The 18980-nt window shown below is 53.3% G+C and carries 18 protein-coding genes; 1 reads left to right on the top strand and 17 read right to left on the bottom strand.

Features of this window, described 5'->3' with window-relative positions; all coding sequences use genetic code 11:
- Positions 1-52: 52 nt before the first annotated feature.
- The 9 genes from TH468_RS19380 to TH468_RS19340 form a co-directional block, all read right to left on the bottom strand.
- On the bottom strand, positions 53-427 hold the full coding sequence (locus TH468_RS19380) for a hypothetical protein (RefSeq protein ID WP_065702078.1): 375 nt from the start codon (positions 425-427) through the stop codon (positions 53-55).
- A 433-nt stretch (positions 428-860) separates the two neighbouring features.
- Positions 861-1916: an AbrB family transcriptional regulator gene (locus tag TH468_RS19375; protein ID WP_085646172.1), complete on the bottom strand. Its 1056-nt coding sequence runs from the start codon at positions 1914-1916 to the stop codon at positions 861-863.
- Positions 1913-2935 (bottom strand): ABC transporter ATP-binding protein, encoded by a 1023-nt coding sequence (locus TH468_RS19370; protein ID WP_085646171.1) that lies wholly within the window; start codon positions 2933-2935, stop codon positions 1913-1915. The genes TH468_RS19375 and TH468_RS19370 overlap by 4 nt, the downstream gene beginning before the upstream one ends.
- Entirely contained in the window at positions 2932-3906 is a 975-nt protein-coding gene (locus tag TH468_RS19365; protein WP_085646170.1) for an ABC transporter ATP-binding protein, read from the bottom strand. Before TH468_RS19365 ends, TH468_RS19370 begins: the two co-directional genes overlap by 4 nt.
- Complete coding sequence (locus tag TH468_RS19360; protein ID WP_085646169.1) at positions 3903-4838, bottom strand: ABC transporter permease; 936 nt, start codon at positions 4836-4838, stop codon at positions 3903-3905. The genes TH468_RS19365 and TH468_RS19360 overlap by 4 nt, the downstream gene beginning before the upstream one ends.
- 6 nt (positions 4839-4844) lie before the next feature.
- On the bottom strand, positions 4845-5819 hold the full coding sequence (locus TH468_RS19355; RefSeq protein WP_085646168.1) for an ABC transporter permease: 975 nt from the start codon (positions 5817-5819) through the stop codon (positions 4845-4847).
- 3 nt (positions 5820-5822) lie between these two features.
- Positions 5823-7451 carry a gamma-glutamyltransferase gene (gene ggt, locus TH468_RS19350; protein WP_085646167.1) on the bottom strand — a complete coding sequence of 543 codons (1629 nt, stop codon included), beginning with the start codon at positions 7449-7451 and terminating at the stop codon, positions 5823-5825.
- Positions 7448-8299 (bottom strand): hydrolase, encoded by an 852-nt coding sequence (locus TH468_RS19345; RefSeq protein ID WP_085646166.1) that lies wholly within the window; start codon positions 8297-8299, stop codon positions 7448-7450. The genes ggt and TH468_RS19345 overlap by 4 nt, the downstream gene beginning before the upstream one ends.
- A gap of 66 nt (positions 8300-8365) precedes the next feature.
- On the bottom strand, positions 8366-9958 hold the full coding sequence (locus TH468_RS19340) for an ABC transporter substrate-binding protein (RefSeq protein WP_210402272.1): 1593 nt from the start codon (positions 9956-9958) through the stop codon (positions 8366-8368).
- 181 nt (positions 9959-10139) lie between these two features.
- Here TH468_RS19340 and TH468_RS19335 point away from each other — a divergent pair, with 181 nt between their 5' ends.
- Positions 10140-10907: an IclR family transcriptional regulator gene (locus TH468_RS19335; protein ID WP_085646182.1), complete on the top strand. Its 768-nt coding sequence runs from the start codon at positions 10140-10142 to the stop codon at positions 10905-10907.
- 107 nt (positions 10908-11014) lie between these two features.
- Here the strand turns inward: TH468_RS19335 and xylB are convergent, their stop codons facing one another.
- From xylB to TH468_RS19295, 8 genes are all read right to left on the bottom strand, one after another.
- Positions 11015-12475, bottom strand: a complete 1461-nt coding sequence (gene xylB / locus TH468_RS19330) for a xylulokinase (RefSeq protein ID WP_085646164.1) — start codon at positions 12473-12475, stop codon at positions 11015-11017.
- A gap of 64 nt (positions 12476-12539) precedes the next feature.
- A complete protein-coding gene (locus TH468_RS19325) occupies positions 12540-13229 on the bottom strand; it encodes an HAD family phosphatase (protein ID WP_085646163.1) in 690 nt (229 codons plus the stop codon).
- 9 nt (positions 13230-13238) lie between these two features.
- Entirely contained in the window at positions 13239-14300 is a 1062-nt protein-coding gene (locus TH468_RS19320) for an ABC transporter ATP-binding protein (protein ID WP_085646162.1), read from the bottom strand.
- Between the two features lie 11 nt (positions 14301-14311).
- The gene (locus TH468_RS19315) at positions 14312-15364 is read right to left on the bottom strand and encodes an NAD(P)-dependent alcohol dehydrogenase (protein WP_085646161.1); all 1053 of its coding nucleotides are present in this window, start codon (positions 15362-15364) and stop codon (positions 14312-14314) included.
- 4 nt (positions 15365-15368) lie between these two features.
- Entirely contained in the window at positions 15369-15626 is a 258-nt protein-coding gene (locus TH468_RS19310; protein ID WP_085646160.1) for a DUF2160 family membrane protein, read from the bottom strand.
- A gap of 4 nt (positions 15627-15630) precedes the next feature.
- Complete coding sequence (locus TH468_RS19305; protein ID WP_085646159.1) at positions 15631-16467, bottom strand: carbohydrate ABC transporter permease; 837 nt, start codon at positions 16465-16467, stop codon at positions 15631-15633.
- Between the two features lie 9 nt (positions 16468-16476).
- Positions 16477-17355 carry a carbohydrate ABC transporter permease gene (locus TH468_RS19300; protein ID WP_037991661.1) on the bottom strand — a complete coding sequence of 293 codons (879 nt, stop codon included), beginning with the start codon at positions 17353-17355 and terminating at the stop codon, positions 16477-16479.
- Between the two features lie 118 nt (positions 17356-17473).
- Positions 17474-18907, bottom strand: coding sequence for an extracellular solute-binding protein (locus TH468_RS19295; RefSeq protein ID WP_085646181.1), 1434 nt, complete (start codon positions 18905-18907; stop codon positions 17474-17476).
- Positions 18908-18980 lie beyond the last annotated feature (73 nt).

Below are 18980 nucleotides of genomic sequence, written 5' to 3'. Positions count from 1 at the left end.
TGATTGACTTGACGGGAAGGCGGATCGTTGCCGCAGGAGGTAACCATTCTGGTCATTGCTCGGCCTCATTCGGTTGTGGATCGTCGTCCCAAATTTGCATGCGCCCTGTCTCAACCCGGCCTTCAATGGCGGATGTATCGGAGGCCTTGCCCGAGACAGGGGGAGCACTTTGCAAAACAGCCACAGCCGTATGAGCAGGCAATTGCCTGACTGCGTTGCTGGCATTGATGAGGGGAGGTTCGGGAGACGTGCTGGACGAAAGGGTGTCGAACCAGGAATAGAAGGATCGCTGGGACATGGTGATGCGACCTGCTGAACGCAGATCGAGGTAAATCCGGTTTCTGGATTTACCTTTCAGATGCTCATCGAAAATCTCATCGCATAGGGCGATGAACTCGATTTTTGCCTGTCCCCAAGTGGCGACCATCTACTACCCCATCAGGTCATTAACGACTTGACAAGGAAGAGAAAGATATGATCCCAATCTATCACGGGTTAGCGATCTAATCGCTCTATTGAGCTAAAATCTGCAAATCCCGTGGAAGTGAATCGAACATCGGCGATTGCCCCCGCAACCAACATTAAAAAAGCCTGCCCTCGTGGCGGGCTTTTTTAATGTCTGGTAGGTGGGAGCGGTCATTTTGAGCCTCTTGTTCAAACCAAGCAAAGCATCGCTTTGCGCAGGTTCAGCGTAGCGCAATGCGCGTAGCTAAATCCTCTCCTCGCAACCACTTCTGTAATAAATCGCTTCTTTGCGAGATATAACAGAGCTCTAGATAAAACACCCCGTCCAGCTTTCGCTGAGCGGGTGTTTGAGTTTAAAGACAATTTTTGTCAGACAGTTTTGATCCGTCTGATTGTCAGTCGCGTGACGTATGAAAACGTGCGACGAACGATGCCCCCAAAACAACCATTGCGATGCGGCTGATGTGACACAGTGTGACAAATGAAACTTCCAGATTGAGCGCCAAAGCAACCAGGCTCATTTCGGCCAAGCCGCCGGGGGAGAAGGCAAGGAAGATTCCTTCTATTGGTATGTCCAGGACATATTGCAGGGCAAAAGCCATGCAAAGCGCAACCACCAGCAAAATAAGTGTCGAGCCGGCCGAGGTCAGCAATATGCGTAGAATATAGCGTGGTGCGGTCCCGACAAAGCGGCAGCCAACAGTTGTTCCAAGCACGATCTGGGCGATAGCAATCACCGCCGAGGGAACGATGAATGCCGTTATATTCATCCAATGGAGGATGGCGCTCGCAAGCATCGGGCCGATCAGATAAGGGGCGGGCAGACGCATCAGTCGGCCGAGAAGTACTCCTGCAGCTATTGCAAAAACAAACCATGCCGCATCTATTGCGACAAGACCATCAAGCGGACGATATGCTGCAGCGCGTGTACCGGCATCAATGCCGGTTACAAGTGAGAGAAGAGGCGGCAGGCTGAAAACGACCAGAAAAATCCGGGAGGAATGCATCAATGCAATGGTGCGTTCATTCCCGCCGCGTTCGGCACCAAGCAAGACCATATCAATCAATCCGCCGGGCATGGCGGAAAAGTACCCTGTTACCGGATCAAGTTTTACGATCCGCACAAGGTAAAAATAACAAAGTGTCGCCGCGATCAGTAGATAGATGGCAAGTCCGATCAATGCTGGCCACCAATGCACAATTCCCGCCACGGCATCCGGTCCAAACTGGGTGCCCAGCATGGCGCCAATGATTGCAGACATCGGCGGCCTTGCACGTCGGGATCCCGCGATCGGTAATCGCAATATTGCCGCAAGTCCACACGCTGTCATGGAGCCAAGCATCCATGACAGCGGTAGTCCAAGCCAGGTGAAAAGACCGCCTCCTATGGTTCCGATTGCCAGCGCAAATGCAAAAGCGCTGTTGCTTTGCCATAGGGTTTTCGGGCTCATGCTGCCACGTCGTTCAAATGACAGGCCGAATAGTGATGCGGTGCAATTTCCTTTCGTTTTGGGATCTCGGTGCGGCAACGTTCCGTTGCAAAGGGACAGCGTGGATGAAAATGACATCCCGGTGGAGGATTGATCGGACTTGGCAATTCGCCCTTGATTGCTTCGAATTTCCGTTTTCCGGGTCTGATGCGTGGGACTTCAGCCAGAAGTGCCTGTGTATAAGGATGATTTGGTTTTGCGAAGACCTCTTCAACCGGGGCTTCTTCAACCACACGCCCGAGATACATGATGGCGACCCGATCTGAAATATGCTCGACAACACCAAGGTCATGGCTGACAAACAGATAGGTCAAATCAAGCTGTTCCCGAAGATCCATAAACAGGTTTAGAATTTGCGCCTGAATGGATACGTCGAGTGCCGCCACGCTTTCGTCGCATACAAGAAAGTCGGGGCGTACGGCAAGTGCGCGGGCAATGTTGACCCTGGCGCGCTGTCCGCCGGAAAACTGGTGAGGCAGGCGTCGTTTCATGTCCGGATCGAAGCCTGCTTTTTGCAGGTATTCGTCAACATAGGCGGCCCGGCTGCCTTTGATCATGCCATGAATGGCTGGCGCTTCTGATACCAGCGTTTCGATATTCATGCGCGGGTTAAGTGCGGCCATCGGGTTTTGGAAAATCATTTGTGCCGCCAGATCCGCGTCACGCAATGCACGACCATTTAACTTTGATCGGTCAGTCCCTTTCCAAAGTACGGATCCTGATGACGGTTGAAGAATGTTGGCAGCAATCCGTCCGAGCGTGGATTTTCCGCAGCCGCTTTCACCAACCAGACCCAGAACCTCGCCACGGCGAATGACCAAATCGACTTCGTCAAGAGCGTGAACTACGGGTGGCGGTTTTGCCGCCCCCAGAGCAATCGATATTCTTGTGGCGATATCCGGTTTTGAACCGAAATGGCGTGAAACCTTGCGGATTTCGAGAAGGGGGGACTCGTTTTGAGGGGTATTAGGGAGGCTCATGCGAGTTTCTCCTCGAACGGATGGAAGCAGCGATGATAGTCCAGCTCATTACCAAATTGTCCCGGACGGACCCGGCAGGCGTCGGTTGCACGTTCGCAACGGGTGCGGAATGTGCATCCTTCGGGCATGCGTGAGAGGCTTGGCGTGACGCCGGGAATCTGCGCAAGGCGAGTGCCTCGGCTGTTTTCGGATGGTACTGAACGTATCAAGCCGCGGGTATATGGGTGATGCGGTGCTTCAAGGACTGTGGTGATGTCACCGGATTCGACAATCCGACCGCCATACATGACGGCAATCCGGTCAGCCAGACCCGATACGATAGCCAGGTCATGGGTGATCCAGATGACTGCAGTTCCCTGTTCTTCCGTCAATTTCTGAAACTCGGAAATGATCTGGGCCTGAATCGTTACGTCAAGTGCGGTTGTCGGTTCGTCGGCAATGATCAGATCCGGGCGATGCAAAAGGGCAATCGCAATGGCGACACGTTGTCGCATCCCGCCGGAAAATTCGTGCGGGTAGGCATCGAGACGTTCTTCGGGGCTAGGAATGCCCACCATCCCCAACGCATCGCGGGCGCGTATCCGGGCCTGCGATGGAGAGACTTTCTCGTGCGCATGGATCGCTTCGGTCATTTGTGTGCCAATCCGCAACACCGGATTTAGCGTCATCATCGGATCCTGAAACACCATGGCAATTCTGCGTCCCCGCAGGCTGCGCATCTGTTCATAGGATTGTGTGGCCAAGTCTTCGCCGTCAAAAAGAATCTGACCTGAGCTTACCTTGCCGGGCTTGTCTACCAGCCCCATGATCGAGAAGCCTGTAACGCTTTTCCCGGAGCCGCTTTCGCCCACCAATCCAAGGACTTCTCCGCGGTTTAGCTTAAAAGAGACTTCGTCAACTGCGCGCAGGCCCTGTTTTCCGCCAATGGGAAATTCGGTGACCAGATCGCGAACATCAAGTAATGGTTTCATCGGGCATTCCTCGGATTGAGAACATCGCGCAGACGGTCACCAACAAGGTTGATGGAAACGATTGTGATCAGCAGCGCAATACCTGGGAAAAAGCTGATCCAGTACAGACCGGAAAGAAGATACTGATAGCCGTTCGAGATCAGCATTCCGAGCGAGGGTTGGGTGACGGATGCCCCAAGTCCAAGGAACGAAAGGGTTGCTTCCAGACCAATGGCGCGTGCAACCTGCATCGTTGCAATCACAATGATCGGTGCGAGACAATTTGGCAGAAGGTGACGCAGCAAAATGCGGTAGCCCGGAATCCTCAGGCAGCGCGCGGCTTCGATGAATTCCTTTTCACGCTCCACCAAGGCGGTGCCACGTGCCGTGCGTGCGTACGTTGCCCATTCGGCAATGATTATCGCAATGACGACGTTGGTTACCCCGTTCCCAAGGATGGCAAGGATCATCAGGGCCATCAGGATAGTTGGAAATGATAGCTGCAAATCCACCAGACGCATCGTCAGCGTTTCTATGCGTCCACCAGAATAGGCGGCGAGCAAACCAGCGGTCGTGCCGATAACTGCAGCGACCAGTGCGGACGCAATTCCGACAATAAGTGAGGTGCGCAAGCCATACATGATACCCGATAGGATGTCGCGGCCCTGGCCGTCTGTGCCCAGATAATATGGTACACCTGCAAAACTTTCCGAACCTGGCGCCAGACGACTGTCAAGAATGTCGAGCTGCATAAGGTCGTAGGGATTCTGCGGAGACAAAAGAGGTGCAAAAATTGCCACGAAAATAACAGCACTCAGACCGATCGTTCCGATCAACGCAGTGGGAGACGAAAGGAAGCGGATGATGGCAGGGCCTATCTTTCTGGGAGGTGGTGCATCGGCGAGCGATGCCGGGTTGTCAACGCCTGTGGTGTCGGCAAGTTTGGCATCCATCACGGATTATCCTTTTCCTTCGAGCCGGACGCGAGGGTCCAGCAGCGTATAGCAGATGTCGATAATGAAGTTCAGCGTCACAAACAGGATCACCATCATCATCAGGTAAGCGACGATCACGGGGCGATCGAGAAGATTGATGCTGTCTATGATGAGCTTGCCCATTCCCGGCCAGCCATAAATGCTTTCTGTCACGACAGAGAATGCAATTAGTGACCCGAATTCCAGACCAATGATTGTCACGACCGGGATCATCAGATTCTTGAGGATATGCACAAGAATGATCCGGGATTGACTCAGGCCCTTGGCGCGCGCGAATTTGACAAAATCCTGCATGATGACTTCCTGCACGCCGGCGCGTGTCAGGCGAAGGATGAGGGAGGTCTTGAATAGCGCCAGATTCAATGCCGGAAGAAGCAGGTGCGAAATACCGTCGGAAGTCAGGAATGACCATGGCGTACCAAACAGCATTGCGGTTTCCCCGCGTCCATTTGAAGGCAGCCATCCGAGTTGAACTGCAAATAGCAATATAAACATCAGGCCGACCCAGAATGTCGGGAGCGAAAAGCCCAGAATTGAACCCGTCATGATCAGGCGCGACGAAATTCGTTCCGGATAGAGCCCTGCATAAAGTCCGAGAGGTAGACCAACAACAATGGCAATAACCATTGCGCAAAGTGCGAGTTCAAGCGTTGCGGGCAGTCGTTCAAGAATGACCTCCAGCGCGGGACGCTTGTAGACAAAGCTGTCGCCAAAATCTCCCTGCATCAGCCCCTTTATGAAGCTCAGATACTGGCTCCATAAAGGCTGGTCGAGACCCAGATGCTTGATGACCAGTGCTCTTTCTGCCTGATTGAGATCCGGGTTGATAAGGATATCGACCGGATTGCCGATTACGTTGATACCAATAAAAACAATCAGCGTCATCGCGAAGATGACAAAGGCTGCCTGTATCATGCGCCGGATTAAGGAGGTGACCATATCCTAGCTCCTTTTTGGGGCTTTAATGCTGATCGCCATTCCATCACGCTGCGGATCTGCTGCACCAGCCGATTGCCCATCCTTCACCTGAATGCCGTGTAATGCTGCAAAAGCATAAGCCTGTGGAGAACGTACAACGGTATAGCCGTCATTGCGCAGGTCGCTTGCGACCGAATGTCGAGTTCTGTTGGATATGTCTATCGAATTGGAGACACCGACGATACGGGGAGCCGAGACGGCTTCATGAATATCCATTTTGAAATCGATCATGTTCATGATGCCTTGGGCTACGCTTGGGGCGATGTAACTGCCGCCAGGGGCGCCAATTACAATCGACGGGCTTTCGCCATCAAAGACAATTGTTGGTGCCGCGGAACTTGCGCGACGTTTGCGCGGTGCAATCGAAGCTGCCCGGCCCGGGCGTGGGTCAAAGCGCCCCATCAATCCATTATACATGAAACCCAGCCCATCCGTGATTGCACCGGAAGGACTGCCAAGGGAATGGGTCATGGCAACAGCGTTGCCTTCCGCGTCGATGACGGAGATGTGGGTTGTGTCACGCTGCGACAGGTCCAGGCGCTCGACATTGGCCCGTTCGCCGCGGCGAATGGATTCCGCCAGTTTTGCCGCATGCTCCTTTGACAGAAGCTGTTTGACGGGAACATGAACATATTCGGGATCGCCCATATGCATGTCCTTGTCGATTGTCATTCGCTTCATCGCCTCGAAGAGCGTGCGGATATGTTCTGCCGAACCGTGCGTCATGGCGCCAACGTCGAAGTTTTCCATAATATGGAGCAACTCGATCATCGGAAAACCGGAACCGGGAGGAGGGCTTGATGCAATCCTGTGGCCGCGATAGCTGCCCCATACGGGGGCTGCTTTTGAGACGGAATATTGTGCGAGATCATCCAGACCTATCAGTCCGCCATTTTGGGCGAAATCCGTTGCAATCTGTTCTGCGATTTCACCGTGATAGAAAATGTCCGAGTTGCCGCTTTCGGCAATTCTGCGCAATGTCTGCCCAAGATCCGGGTTGCGCAGAATGTCTCCTACACCGCGTACACTACCATCATTGTGGAAATAGATGCGCCTGCCTGTTTCGGAAAAGCGAAGCTTGTCGAGTGTGTTGACCTGCCCGTCACTGGTTTGATCCTTGGTCCAGTACCAGTGCATGTGAGGGCGGATCATAAAGCCTTCTTCTGCATGGCGGATCGCAGGCTTGATAAGATCGCCCCACTCCCATGTGCCGTAATCACGCAATGCTGTTTCATAGCCTTTGAGAGATCCGGGAGTACAACAGGCAAGGTATCCAATTTCAGAAATATTGTCCTCGAGTATGAACCCGAACCCGTCGCGGCTTTGGCCCAGCAGCTTGTTCAGCCACATATCCGGTGTGGATGCTGCGGGGGCAAGGGCATAGAATTCCAGCATTTCGTGAATGCCACGTTTGGGCATGTAAACCTGCATGGAACCAAAGCCACCAATCCCTGACATCTGTGGGTCGACGACGCCCTGAACGAAAGCACAGGCAAGGGCAGCATCAATCGCGTTCCCGCCGCGTTCGAGAACTTCTGCTCCGGCTTCTACGGCTTCGGGTTGTGGCGCGACAATTGTGGCATTGCGGCTCATGCACGTTTCTCCTTGAGGCGTTCGGCAAGAAAGGCCTTCACATGACCCAGTACTTTTAATCGGTCATGGGCAACGCCGGGAACTTCATCAAACGTTACATTAACCCCGGCGCTTTCAAACGAAGCCTTCAGGCTCCGAAGGCGTTCCGGACGGGTGTTTCCGGCATCGTTTGCGCCTTCCATCCAGTATTTCGATCCTGGTTCGTGCATGATTTCCCAGTTTTCAAGATCGACACTACCGACAACCATTTGCACCGGTACGCGTGCAAGGGCTTCGGCGTCGAACGGTCGACCGAATTTTTCCTGAAGGTCTCGCACGCCAACCCACCAGTCGCGATCGGGATCTAGCAGCGTGACGGAACCGGGGGCACCGATACAGGCAGCCCAAAGGTTTTCGGGACGCAGGATGGCGAAGCGATGGGTGAAATGTCCGCCGCCAGAGAAGCCGAACATGGCGAAACGGGACCAGTCCTGCTGATACTTTTCAGCCATTTCCGCGACCATCGAGAGAACGATTTCGTCATAACGGATATCGCCTTCGATCATGTATTTGTAACCAGATCGTGCGCCATCGCCACGGACATTCATTGGAAAGATCGGACACAGAATAGCGCAATCATGATACAGGCCGAACTCGGCAAATCCGTCCCGGAATTCAATGGCTGATGTGCGACCGGTACCGTGAACTGCCACCAGAAGGTCAACTTTACGGCCCGTGGCAGCAGCAGGCGGAACATATAGCAGCATATGAAAACGGGGATCGGCTTTGGACGCAAAAATAGCCGTTTCACCATAGTCATACACGGCGCGCGCGCGTGCAGCAGCACCGCTCGTTCCAAGTTCTTGCATTTTTATCTCCGTGGGAAATCGTCTTGGGGACTTCCGGGGGTGTGAATTCACCCCCGGGGTCTCGCTTTATTCCGACTTTGCGGAATTATGCACTTCATAGGCCAGCGTGTATTTATCGCCACGCGGCTTGTAGATGATATTGGATTTTGCGCCCATGACCACGTTCTCGTAGTGCATCGGGAGCAACCAGTTATTGTTGAAGACCAGTTTTGAAACTTCCTTCAAAAGCGGCTCGCGTGCTGCTTCTTCCAAAGTTGATGTGGCTTCATCAAGCAAAGCATTAACTTCCGGGATATTGATACCGCTGCCGTTATAACGCCCGGTACCTTTTTCGGCATCGCGACCGGCAACGATGGCGAGAGCTGGATTGGATACTTCGCCCGTATTTACGCCCCATGATCCCAGGAACAGCGAATATTCACCGTCCGAGTATTTGTTGGAATAAACCGACCACGGCAGGACTTCGACCTTGGTGTCAATGCCGATGCGCGAGAACATCTGGCCGGCTGCCTGCAGGACTTCGCTGTCATTGACATAGCGGCCAGACGGGCCGTGAATGGTCATGGCAAAGCCGTCCGGATAGCCCGCATCGGCCAGCAACTTGCGTGCGCCTTCCGGGTCATAGGCGACTTTTTCAACTTCTTCAGAATGACCGAAAAAGCCTTTGGCAACAAACTGATCTGCAACCGTTCCGTTTTTGCGCATTACGCGATCAACAATCGCATCACGATTGATCGCCATAAGAAGCGCTTTGCGAACGCGCTCGTCCTTGAACGGATTGGTGCCCAGTGCCGAGCCATCTTTCGCTGTTACGAACGGTGTCTGATCGCGAGCGACGTCCATGCCAAGATATACAAGACGGGTTGATTGTCCGCGAATGATGTGCATGCCATCACTGCTTTCTACACGATCTACGCCTTCCGCGGGCAAAGCTTCAATCAGGTCCAGGTCACCGGCAAGCAAAGATGCCAGACGACCGCCATTGTCGGGAACCATCCGGATGGTGACATGCGACCATTCTGAAGGGCCCGCAAAATAGTCGTCATTGCGGTCCAGCTCGATCCGATCCCCAGGGGTATAAGAAACAAACTTGAAGGGACCGGTGCCTGTTGCCGCTTTTCCGTTTTCGAAATCGGCGACAGTGGCATCTGCATAGTCAGAGCTGATGATGCGGATACGGCTTAGCGAGTTCAGGATCATCGGATCTGCAACAGTGGTCTCGACGATGACAGCATTTGGGCCATCTGCTGTCACTTCTGCAATATTGCGGGTGTAAGAGGCAAAGGCCTTGCTTTCCTTGTCTCGGGCACGGAGCAATGAAGCCACAACGTCTTCGGAGTCAAATGTTGAACCGTCATGGAATTTGACGCCTTCACGAAGCTTGAAACGCCAGTGGGTGCTGTCAAGCACCTCCCATGAGGTCGCAAGCTGCGGTTTGTTTTCGGCCGACCCGCCGCGATTGATAAGGCTGTCAAAGATATTGCGGCTTGTGGCGTTGTTGGGGGAGTTTGAATCTTCGTGTGGATCAAGCGAGGTGATGACGGCGGCCATCCCGATAGACAGGGTGGTATCTTCTTGTGCAATGGCTGGAACAGCCGAGGTTGCAAAAAGTAAAATTGCCGAGCCCGTTAAGGCACGTCGTGTCAGTGAATAAAGCACTAGGTGGCTCCCTGATTGGCTGGAGTTCGATGGGTATTTTATTTTTATTTGCGATACGTTCGAGAGAGGATCTCGTGGGGGCATGATGAAAAACGAATTTGTGGTGTGTCAAATTTATTTTATTTGAGTTTCGCTCTGCGATACATAAAGTATGGCTTCGGTTTGTCAGGGAGGTGGATTGATGGGAAATGAAAATTATAAAGTAGAATCAGTTAGTAAGGCGTTCGATCTTTTAATGGCTGTTGCTCGTGATCCGCATTCTGGAGTGACCGATTTAGCGAAAAAAACCGGCTTAACAAAATCCAGAGCATTCCGTTTGTTGCATACAATGGAACAGCGTCAGGTGGTAATTCGGGATCAGGATAACGGTTATCAGCTTGGAAATTCGATGTTGGTACTCGGAATCACGGCAAGTTCGCAAATCGATCTGGTTAAACTGGCGAACCCCATTCTTGAGGAGTTATGCCAGCGGGTGAACGAGACCGTGCAGCTAAGAATACTTGATGGCAACGAAGCTCTTTGCATCGCGAAATGCGAGCCGTCCCGTGATCTGCGTGTTCATGCGGTGGTGGGGCGCCGCCGTCCGCTTTATGCCGGGTCGCCAAAGGCGCTTTTGGCCTTTCAACCCCGAGAAACGATTGAAAGATGTGTGCCGGCAAAGCCAGAGAAATTTACGACCAACTCTTTGGGGACACGTGGCGCTATCCTTGCTGAACTATCGAAAATTCAACAGCAGCGTTATTGTCTCAGCAGGGGCGAGGTAAGCGATCAATTGGTCTCGATTGCAGCACCTGTATTCGCTATGGACGGATCGGCAATTGCAGCCCTGAACGTTGCGGCACCTGCGTTCCGAACGCATGATTCCGAACTTGAACATATAATCCGTCTGGTAACGTCTTCAGCAGAGCGACTGTCAGCAGGATTGGGGTGGCAGAAGGGGCGGATTTAAGGTGAGGTTCTTGGCGGGGTGTTAAAGGGCAGATGATAACTTTACGAAAGTAATATTCCCAAAATGAACCCCGTTTTCGAAAAATCCTCTGTCGCGTTCAAACCGCGTTATGATTGTTGCTGGCAGGCTTTTATGAGCGGATAGGCCTTTCGGAAGTTTTGATAGGCAGCGTCGAATGCAGATCGCAAACTTTCATTCGGATCAATGGTTTCATGCACTTCCGGGATGGACATGATCCTGTCAGCAGTGGCACCGGTTGCGGCAGCGATGCCAAGCCTTGCTGCACCCAGAGCCGCACCAAATTCGCCACTTTTGGGAAGAGCCAGGGGAACGCCGAGGACGGTGGCTATCAGCTCTATCCAGTAGCGAGATGCGGAGCCTCCTCCTATGGCAATGAGTTGCTTGAGTCTGGCGTTGGTTGCAGTCAGTGCCTCAAAACTGTCGCGTAAGCCAAAAGCAACTCCTTCAAGCACGGCACGCGTAAGATCTTCGCGGCTCGTTTCGGTTGCTAGACCAGTGAAGCTGCCACGGATCTCTGCATCATTATGTGGCGTTCTTTCCCCTGCCAGATAAGGGAGATAGTGGACAGTCCCGGGTTTTCTGAGATTGCCATCGAGTTTTGCAGTTAGCTCTGTTGGCTTTTGACCGGTAATCCGTGCAAGCCAGTTCAGACTATCTGTTGCCGAGAGCATAACGCCCATCTGGTACCATCGTCCAGGGATGGCATGACAGAATGTATGCAACGCAGTTTCTGGTGCCGGATGATAGCCGTCGCGTGCTGATAGCAACACACCAGATGTGCCAAGCGAGACAAATCCCTCTCCTTCATTCTGCGCGCCAATGCCACAGGCTGCTGCTGCATTATCACCCGCACCACCGGCAACCGAAACCGGCCCACCAATACCCCATTTGTCCAAAAGAGCCGGCCGCAGGCGACCGGCTTCGTCCGTGCCTTCGACAAGGCGGGGCATCTGATCTTGGCGCATGTTTCCGGCAGAAAGCAACGTGTTCGACCATGTCCGATTACCCACATCAAGCCATGAGGTGCCCGCGCTATCCGACATGTCCGCAACATATTCCCCGGTCAGGTAATAGTTAAGATAAGCAGCAGGCAGAAGAACCTTTGCGGTTTTTGCACAAATATCGGGTTCGTTTTCCCGCACCCATTCAAGTTTGGGCGCGGTAAACCCCGGAAAGACGATATTGCCTGAAATGGCACGAAACGGTTCTTTGGCATCAAGGCGCGCGGCCTGGGTATGAGAGCGCGTGTCATTCCACAGAATACAGGGGCGCAAGACCCGTCCGCTGTTATCCAGAAGTGTCGCTCCATGCATATGGCCAGCTACGCCAATGCCCCGCAGTGCGGCAAACTGCGGAAAATTATCACGCAGTTCGGCAATGGAATCTTCCAGTGCTGCAATCCAGTCGGAAGGATTTTGTTCAGACCAACCCGGGTGCGGATGGCTGGCGTGATAGTTGCGTTCCGCCGAGCCTATCGGCACACCACCGTCGTCAATCAACAGTAGACGGATACCGGAGGTCCCGAGGTCAATTCCAAGAAAAGTCATCCCAAAGCCTTCTGTGAAAATTGAAGCGGTTATTCTTTACCGATAGCACGCAACCATGTTGATGTTACGCAGGCCTGTCCAAAATTGCATCTCCAACCTCCTGAAGGCTTTCAAAGATTTTTGATGCACCGGCGGATTTAAGCAGTTGGGTTTGATGTGGGCGAATGTCGTGCAAATGCGTTCCACCTACAAAACCTATCGCTCTCATTCCGGCTGAGATAGCTCCTTTTACGCCATGCGGAGAGTCTTCAATAACAACACAATCTTTGGGATCGGTTGCAATGCCCTCTGCGGCAAGCAGGAATAAGTCAGGCGCGGGTTTGCCATTGGCGACCTGCTCGGCACTGTATGCGGTGCCAAGGAAATGCGAGGCAAGACCCGATATTTCAAGAGTTGCCGCCATTCGTCGCAAGGAGCTGCCGGTTGCCAGTGCCGTTTTCATCCCCGCATTTGAAAGCCGATTCAACAACCTTTCCGCATTCTCAATCTGTTGGAGGCGCGTTTGATACTCTGTTAGCAGGCGCGTTTCGACCCGGTCGATAAAATCGTCCGGGCAGGCCTGGCCGAGACGTTCGGAGACATGCCTGCAAATGTCTTGGATGGAAACCCCCAGAAACCGGTCACGGATATCATTAACCGTAATGCCATCAATTCCGAGGCGGCGCATTTCGGTTGCGATGACCTCAAGCGACAGGGGTTCGCTATCGACCAGACAACCGTCAAGGTCGAAAATTACTGCGGCAGGTGAATTCATCGGGCTCCCCTATATCCGCAGTTCAGTATCGCGGTCGAACAGATGCACGTTGACCGGATCAATCACATAATGAAGTTCGGAGCCGGGGCGGGCAGAAATACGCTGTTTGACGAGGGCGTCAATGAGGTCACCGTTTGATTTCGCAACGATCTGGGTTTCAGAACCTGTTGGTTCAACGACCACGACATTCATTGCAATGCCCTTGTCGCCAATATCGATATGTTCAGGACGAATGCCGTAGGTCACTGATTTGCCCGTTGGTGCGGTGGTAGGTGGTATTGGCAGGATCAGACCGTTATCGGATTCAAAGCGTTTTGTGCCGTTGTGTTCCGTTATCTTGCCATGAACGAAATTCATCGAGGGTGAGCCGATGAAGCCGGCAACAAAAACGTTAATCGGATTGTCATACAGATCCAACGGAGAACCAATCTGCTCGACCCGGCCATCACGCATGACGACGATTTTGTCAGCCATGGTCATTGCTTCGATCTGATCATGGGTGACATAGACAATCGTTGTGCCAAGACGCTGATGCAGTTCCTTGATCTCAACGCGCATGGTCACGCGCAGTTTGGCATCCAGGTTTGAAAGCGGCTCGTCAAACAAGAAGACTTGCGGATCTCGTACGATGGCGCGGCCCATGGCGACACGTTGGCGCTGGCCGCCGGAAAGCTGCTTGGGATAGCGGTCAAGAAGATGGGCAAGGTCGAGAATTTCGGCGGCGTTGGTGACCTTTTGCTTTATCTCGCTTTCCGGTCGTTTCGCCATCTTGAGCGGGAAGCCGATATTTTCATACACCGTTTTGTGGGGATAAAGTGCATAGCTTTGGAACACCATTGCAATATCGCGTTCTTTCGGCAGAACATCATTCACGATCCGTCCGCCAATCGAAATGGTGCCTTCGCTGATTTCCTCTAGCCCGGCAAGCATGCGCAACAGTGTTGATTTGCCACAACCAGACGGCCCCACCAGGACGACAAACTCGCCATCCTTGATGTCGACATTCACCCCGTGCATGACCTGAACATTGGCGTAGCGTTTGATTACGTTTTCTATTTTTACGTCGGCCATAAGGCTTCTCCCTATTGCGGCAATTCGATCTGTAATTTGACATCCGCCGGTGGGGCGGATGCTGCGATCTCGAATGCGCGCACGCTGTCTTCGAATGCGAATGTTCTGGTGATTAGGGGTTTTACGTCGATTGCGCCGGAACTCAGCATGGCAACACAACGCGGAAAGACATGGGCATAACGGAAAATATTCTCGATCCGGGCTTCCCGGATCATCGCTGCCCCTGCATCATAGCTGATCGGATCAGGCTGACCGCCAATCATGACGACACACCCACCCGGGCAAAGGGGTTCAAAAACTCCGGCGGCAGCTTTGGGCGAGCCGGTGGCTTCAAACACGATATCGGCCCCCCAGCCATCGGTGTCGCGTTTGATCACCTCGGGGATGTTTTGGGATTTGACATCAATTGGGATGATCGCCGCACTTAGGGATGCTGCTATTTCAAGCTTTTTTTCGGCAAGGTCGGCGACATACACCCGGGCACAGCCACCGGCCAATGCCGACAATGCCGTGACCAGTCCGATGGGGCCAGCCCCGATGACCACCGCGATATCGCCCGGTTTGATCCGGGCTTTGGTGGCGGCGTGGACACCCACTGCAAGCGGTTCGACCATGGCGGCCTCGGCAAAGGATACATTGTCGGGAAGCTTGAAGGTAAAGGCTTCGGGGTGCACACAGGTCGGGCGCAAAATCCCGTGTACCGGCGGGGTTGCCCAAAAGCGTACAGCCGGATCAACATTATACATGCCAAGGCGGGTTGCCTTGCTGTTGGGGTCGGGGACACCCGGCTCCATACAGACCCGGTCGCCAACGGACAGCGTTGTGACATCGCTTCCGGTTTCGATCACGGTGCCGGATGCTTCGTGCCCCAGGATCATTGGCGCATTGACCACAAATGGACCAATCCGGCCATGGGTGTAGTAATGTACATCCGATCCGCAAATGCCGACTGTATGCATCTTGATGCGCACGTCGCGTGGGCCAAGGACCTCTTCCGCACGGTCAATGGCAGGAAAATCGCGCAGGGTGATGTCGTCTTTTTTTTCCAGAACCAACGATTTCATGGCGTTATCCTTTCCTGACGATAAAGACAGCAAGAGCAAGGGCAATGGCATTCGAAATCCAGATGGACAGACCCATTGGCTCCAGGAAGCGGAACCAGAACAGGGACATTGCCACCCAGATCACGACCGAGATAAAGCATCGGTCAAAGGCATTGGTTTCGATTGGCAGAAAGCCCTGCCGTTCTTCCGGGGTCTTGGTTTTTTCGGTGTCGTCTTCAGTCAGCGAGGCTGTATCAAGCTGTGTCGCGTGTTGTTTGGTCATGGTGTTATCCTTTCACCGCGCCAAAGGTCAGACCGGCGACAATGTGTTTTTGAACCAGACCGAACACGATCAGGGCCGGGATCAGGGTGAAGACTGAAATCGTGGCCATGATTCCCCATTCGGTCCCGGTGGTCGTGACATATTCCGAGAGGCCGGTGGTCAGGGTACGGGCATCGAAATTGGTAAGTGTCGCGGCCAGCAGATACTCGTTCCAGGCAAACACCCAGGTCAGGATCAGGGTCACGGCAAGCCCGGGCCGACAAAGCGGAAAAACGATTTCGGTAATAACTTTCCATGGGCTTGCACCATCGACATAGGCGGCTTCATCCAGTTCACGCGGGATGGCGTCAATCGTCGGGCGCAGGGTCCAGATCGCAAATGGCAGGTTAAAGGTGCAATAGACCAGAATCATGCCTATCCGGGTATCAAGTAACGTGAAATCGCCAATCCGGTAAACCTGTGTCATCAACAGGAAAAGCGGCAACAGGAACACTGCGGGAGGTGCCATACGGTTGGTGATCGTCCAGAAAAAGATGGATTCCTTAGCGCGGAGATTGAAACGCGATAGCGCATAGCAGGTAAAGAAACCAAGCACTGTGCACAGCACGGCATTCCCGGTCGAAATCACCAGTGAATTGACCATGTAGCTTCGGATCAACCGATTGCCGAGAACCTCGACATAGTTCCCCCAATAGGGATTGCTGACAAGGATGTCCGGTGTGCTGAAAAGCTGAACCGCGGGTTTGACCGAAATGACAAACAGCCAATAGATCGGAAACAGGGTCAGAAGGCTGATCAATATCCAGAAAAGCGTTGTCAGTAGTGGGTTGCGCTTTTTCATCGTCTTGTCCTATCCCTTCCGGTTCTTGCGTGGGGCGAGCATGCTGACATAGAGCAGCCAGCAAACCACGATGGTCAGATACAGCACGATCACCGAAATGGTAGAGCCATAGCCGTAATTGGTCTTGGGGAAGACTTCCTTGAAGATATGCACGCCAAGGAAACGGGTGGACGATCCCGGACCACCCCCGGTTAGCATCCAGACTTCATCGACCGTGCGCAGGGCATCCATCAGGCGAATGAAAACGGTTGCGACCAGAGCCGGTGTGATCATCGGAAGGGTAATGTGCCAGAATGTCTGAGCTTTGTTTGCCCCGTCGATCTGGGCCTGTTCAAACGGATCACGCGGCAGCGACACCAGTGCCGCGATCAGGGTCAGGGTGACAAGTGGCGTCCAGTGCCAGATATCCATGATGACGATGGTCAGGAAGGCCGCGGGGGCGGATGTCCCGATATTCATCGTGATCCCGAACCATTCATCCAGATAATGGGGGATGATCCCGATGGATGGTGTGGTCATCAGTTTCCAGACCGACCCGACAATGATCGGTGCCATGATGAGTGGCAGTGTATGGATTGTGCGAAAAATCGACTTTCCGGGGAATTCCCGCATAAAGGCCTGGGCCAGCAGGTAACCGATCACCAGTTCAGAGAGAACGGCAAAGATGACAAAGGCAACTGTCACACCCAGCGAATTCAGAAATGCGCTGTCAAAGACGATACGCCGGAAATTCTCCGCGCCGTTGAAAATCATTTCGGGGGACGCCGCAAATGGATTCCATTGATGGAACGAGACGAAAACGACATACAGGAACGGCAAAACGCCGAAGAAAAACAGGATCACCAGCGTAGGGGCCAGGAGGATCCAACCAAGCTTGTTGGATTGCATCGTCAACTCCCTGGAAAAAGATGCAGTGTGGCGGTCATGATCTGAGAAGATGGATCATGCCTTGGTATGGTCGCTGCCCGGATGGACAGCGACCAAGAAAGGTTTTGGGTGACGGACTTTACTTGCGATAGCCAAGATCGGTCAGTTCGGCTTCGGCCTTTGCTGCCATCTGATCAAGTCCCTCGTCCGGGCCAAGGTCGCCCGTCAGGATTTGATACAGGATCGGTGCAGTAGCTTCGCGAACCTGTGCATGGAACGGATATGCCGGGGCGCCGGCAAACAGATATCCCTTGTCACGCAAGAGGTCATAATATCCGCCAAGTTCTTTGTTCATGGCCTGGACTTTGGGATCGTCATAGGTCGATTTGTTGGTCACACGTGGTGCGGCAACCGCCCAGTCCGGCTGAACTTCGTCCTGACCGATATATTGCAGGAACAGCATCGCGGCTTTCTGGTTTTTTGACGTTGCTGGAATGCCAAAGGCCCCCCCATCGTAATAACCGATATATCCTTTGCCGCCTTCGACTTCCTCAAGAATTCCGTCTTCCATCGGGGGCAGGGCGACACCCACTTTTCCAACCACAAGCGATTTGGATTCATCGGCTGCGATCCAGCCGGCGTTTTCACCATAGACCAGACCTTGGGCAACACGACCCGCACCGAATGTGGTGCCGACTTCCGTCCAGGTCGAAGCATTGCTTTCAGGCGGGGCTATGTCGCGCATGCTCAGCCACCACTTCATGGCTTCCTTGGCTTCGGGGCTGTTCATTGAGCCGCCATTGGCAACCGATGCGGCATAGTTGTTTTTCGCGTCAATACCCCAGTTGTACACGCCATAGGTTGGGGCAATGGTTTCAAAGAACTCGTACCAGGATGCCGGATGACCGGTATGGGCCTGTGCGGTGGTGCCCCACAGATCCAGGTCGTGATCTTCGCCCCACTTGGTGAAGAAGCGGGCGATCTCGCCATATTCTTCATGCGTGGTGGCCGGTTTTAGCTCATGCCTGGTTTCTGCCTTGAAGGCTTCCTTGATTTCCGGATCGTTGAACAGGTCGGTACGATAGAGATAGATCTTGATGAAGGCTTCCATAGGGACGCCATACAGGTGACCGTTTTCACCACGGAAGTAATCGGCAAAGGTGGTGAAGTTGTTCTCGCTGTAAGTCGGTGCCTTAAGGGACGGATTGTCGGCCAGAAGTTTGGTCGTGTCTGTCAGGAAGTCGCGCGCCAGATAGGAATAGACAATGTCCTGTTCGATAAAGACCATGTCATAGATGCCGGTTCCAGCTTCCATGTCCTTGATGGCCTTGTCATACATCTGATCCCAGGACGTGGTCTCGATATCAACGCGGATACCGGTCAGTTCCTCGAATTGTGGGGCGAGGACTTCGCGAATGTAATTGGATGGCGGTGTGGATTCCGTCACGCCATGCAGTGTGACATCCTGATAGGGGGCGGCTGCTTCTTTCCAGAATGCATCATCAGCATAAGCAGTGCTTGAGGCGACAGCCATGGCTATAGCTGAGACGCCCACTTTGAGTGCAAAATTCATTGAATATTCCTCCCGTTGATTGATGGGGGATCGCATTTGGCAGTCTTGCGCTGCGTTGGATTTGCGATTCCGG

The organism is Thalassospira sp. MCCC 1A03138 (genome assembly GCF_002115785.1).
Classification (GTDB): Bacteria; Pseudomonadota; Alphaproteobacteria; order Rhodospirillales; family Thalassospiraceae; genus Thalassospira.
This window is presented reverse-complemented; position numbering and strand designations above follow the sequence as displayed.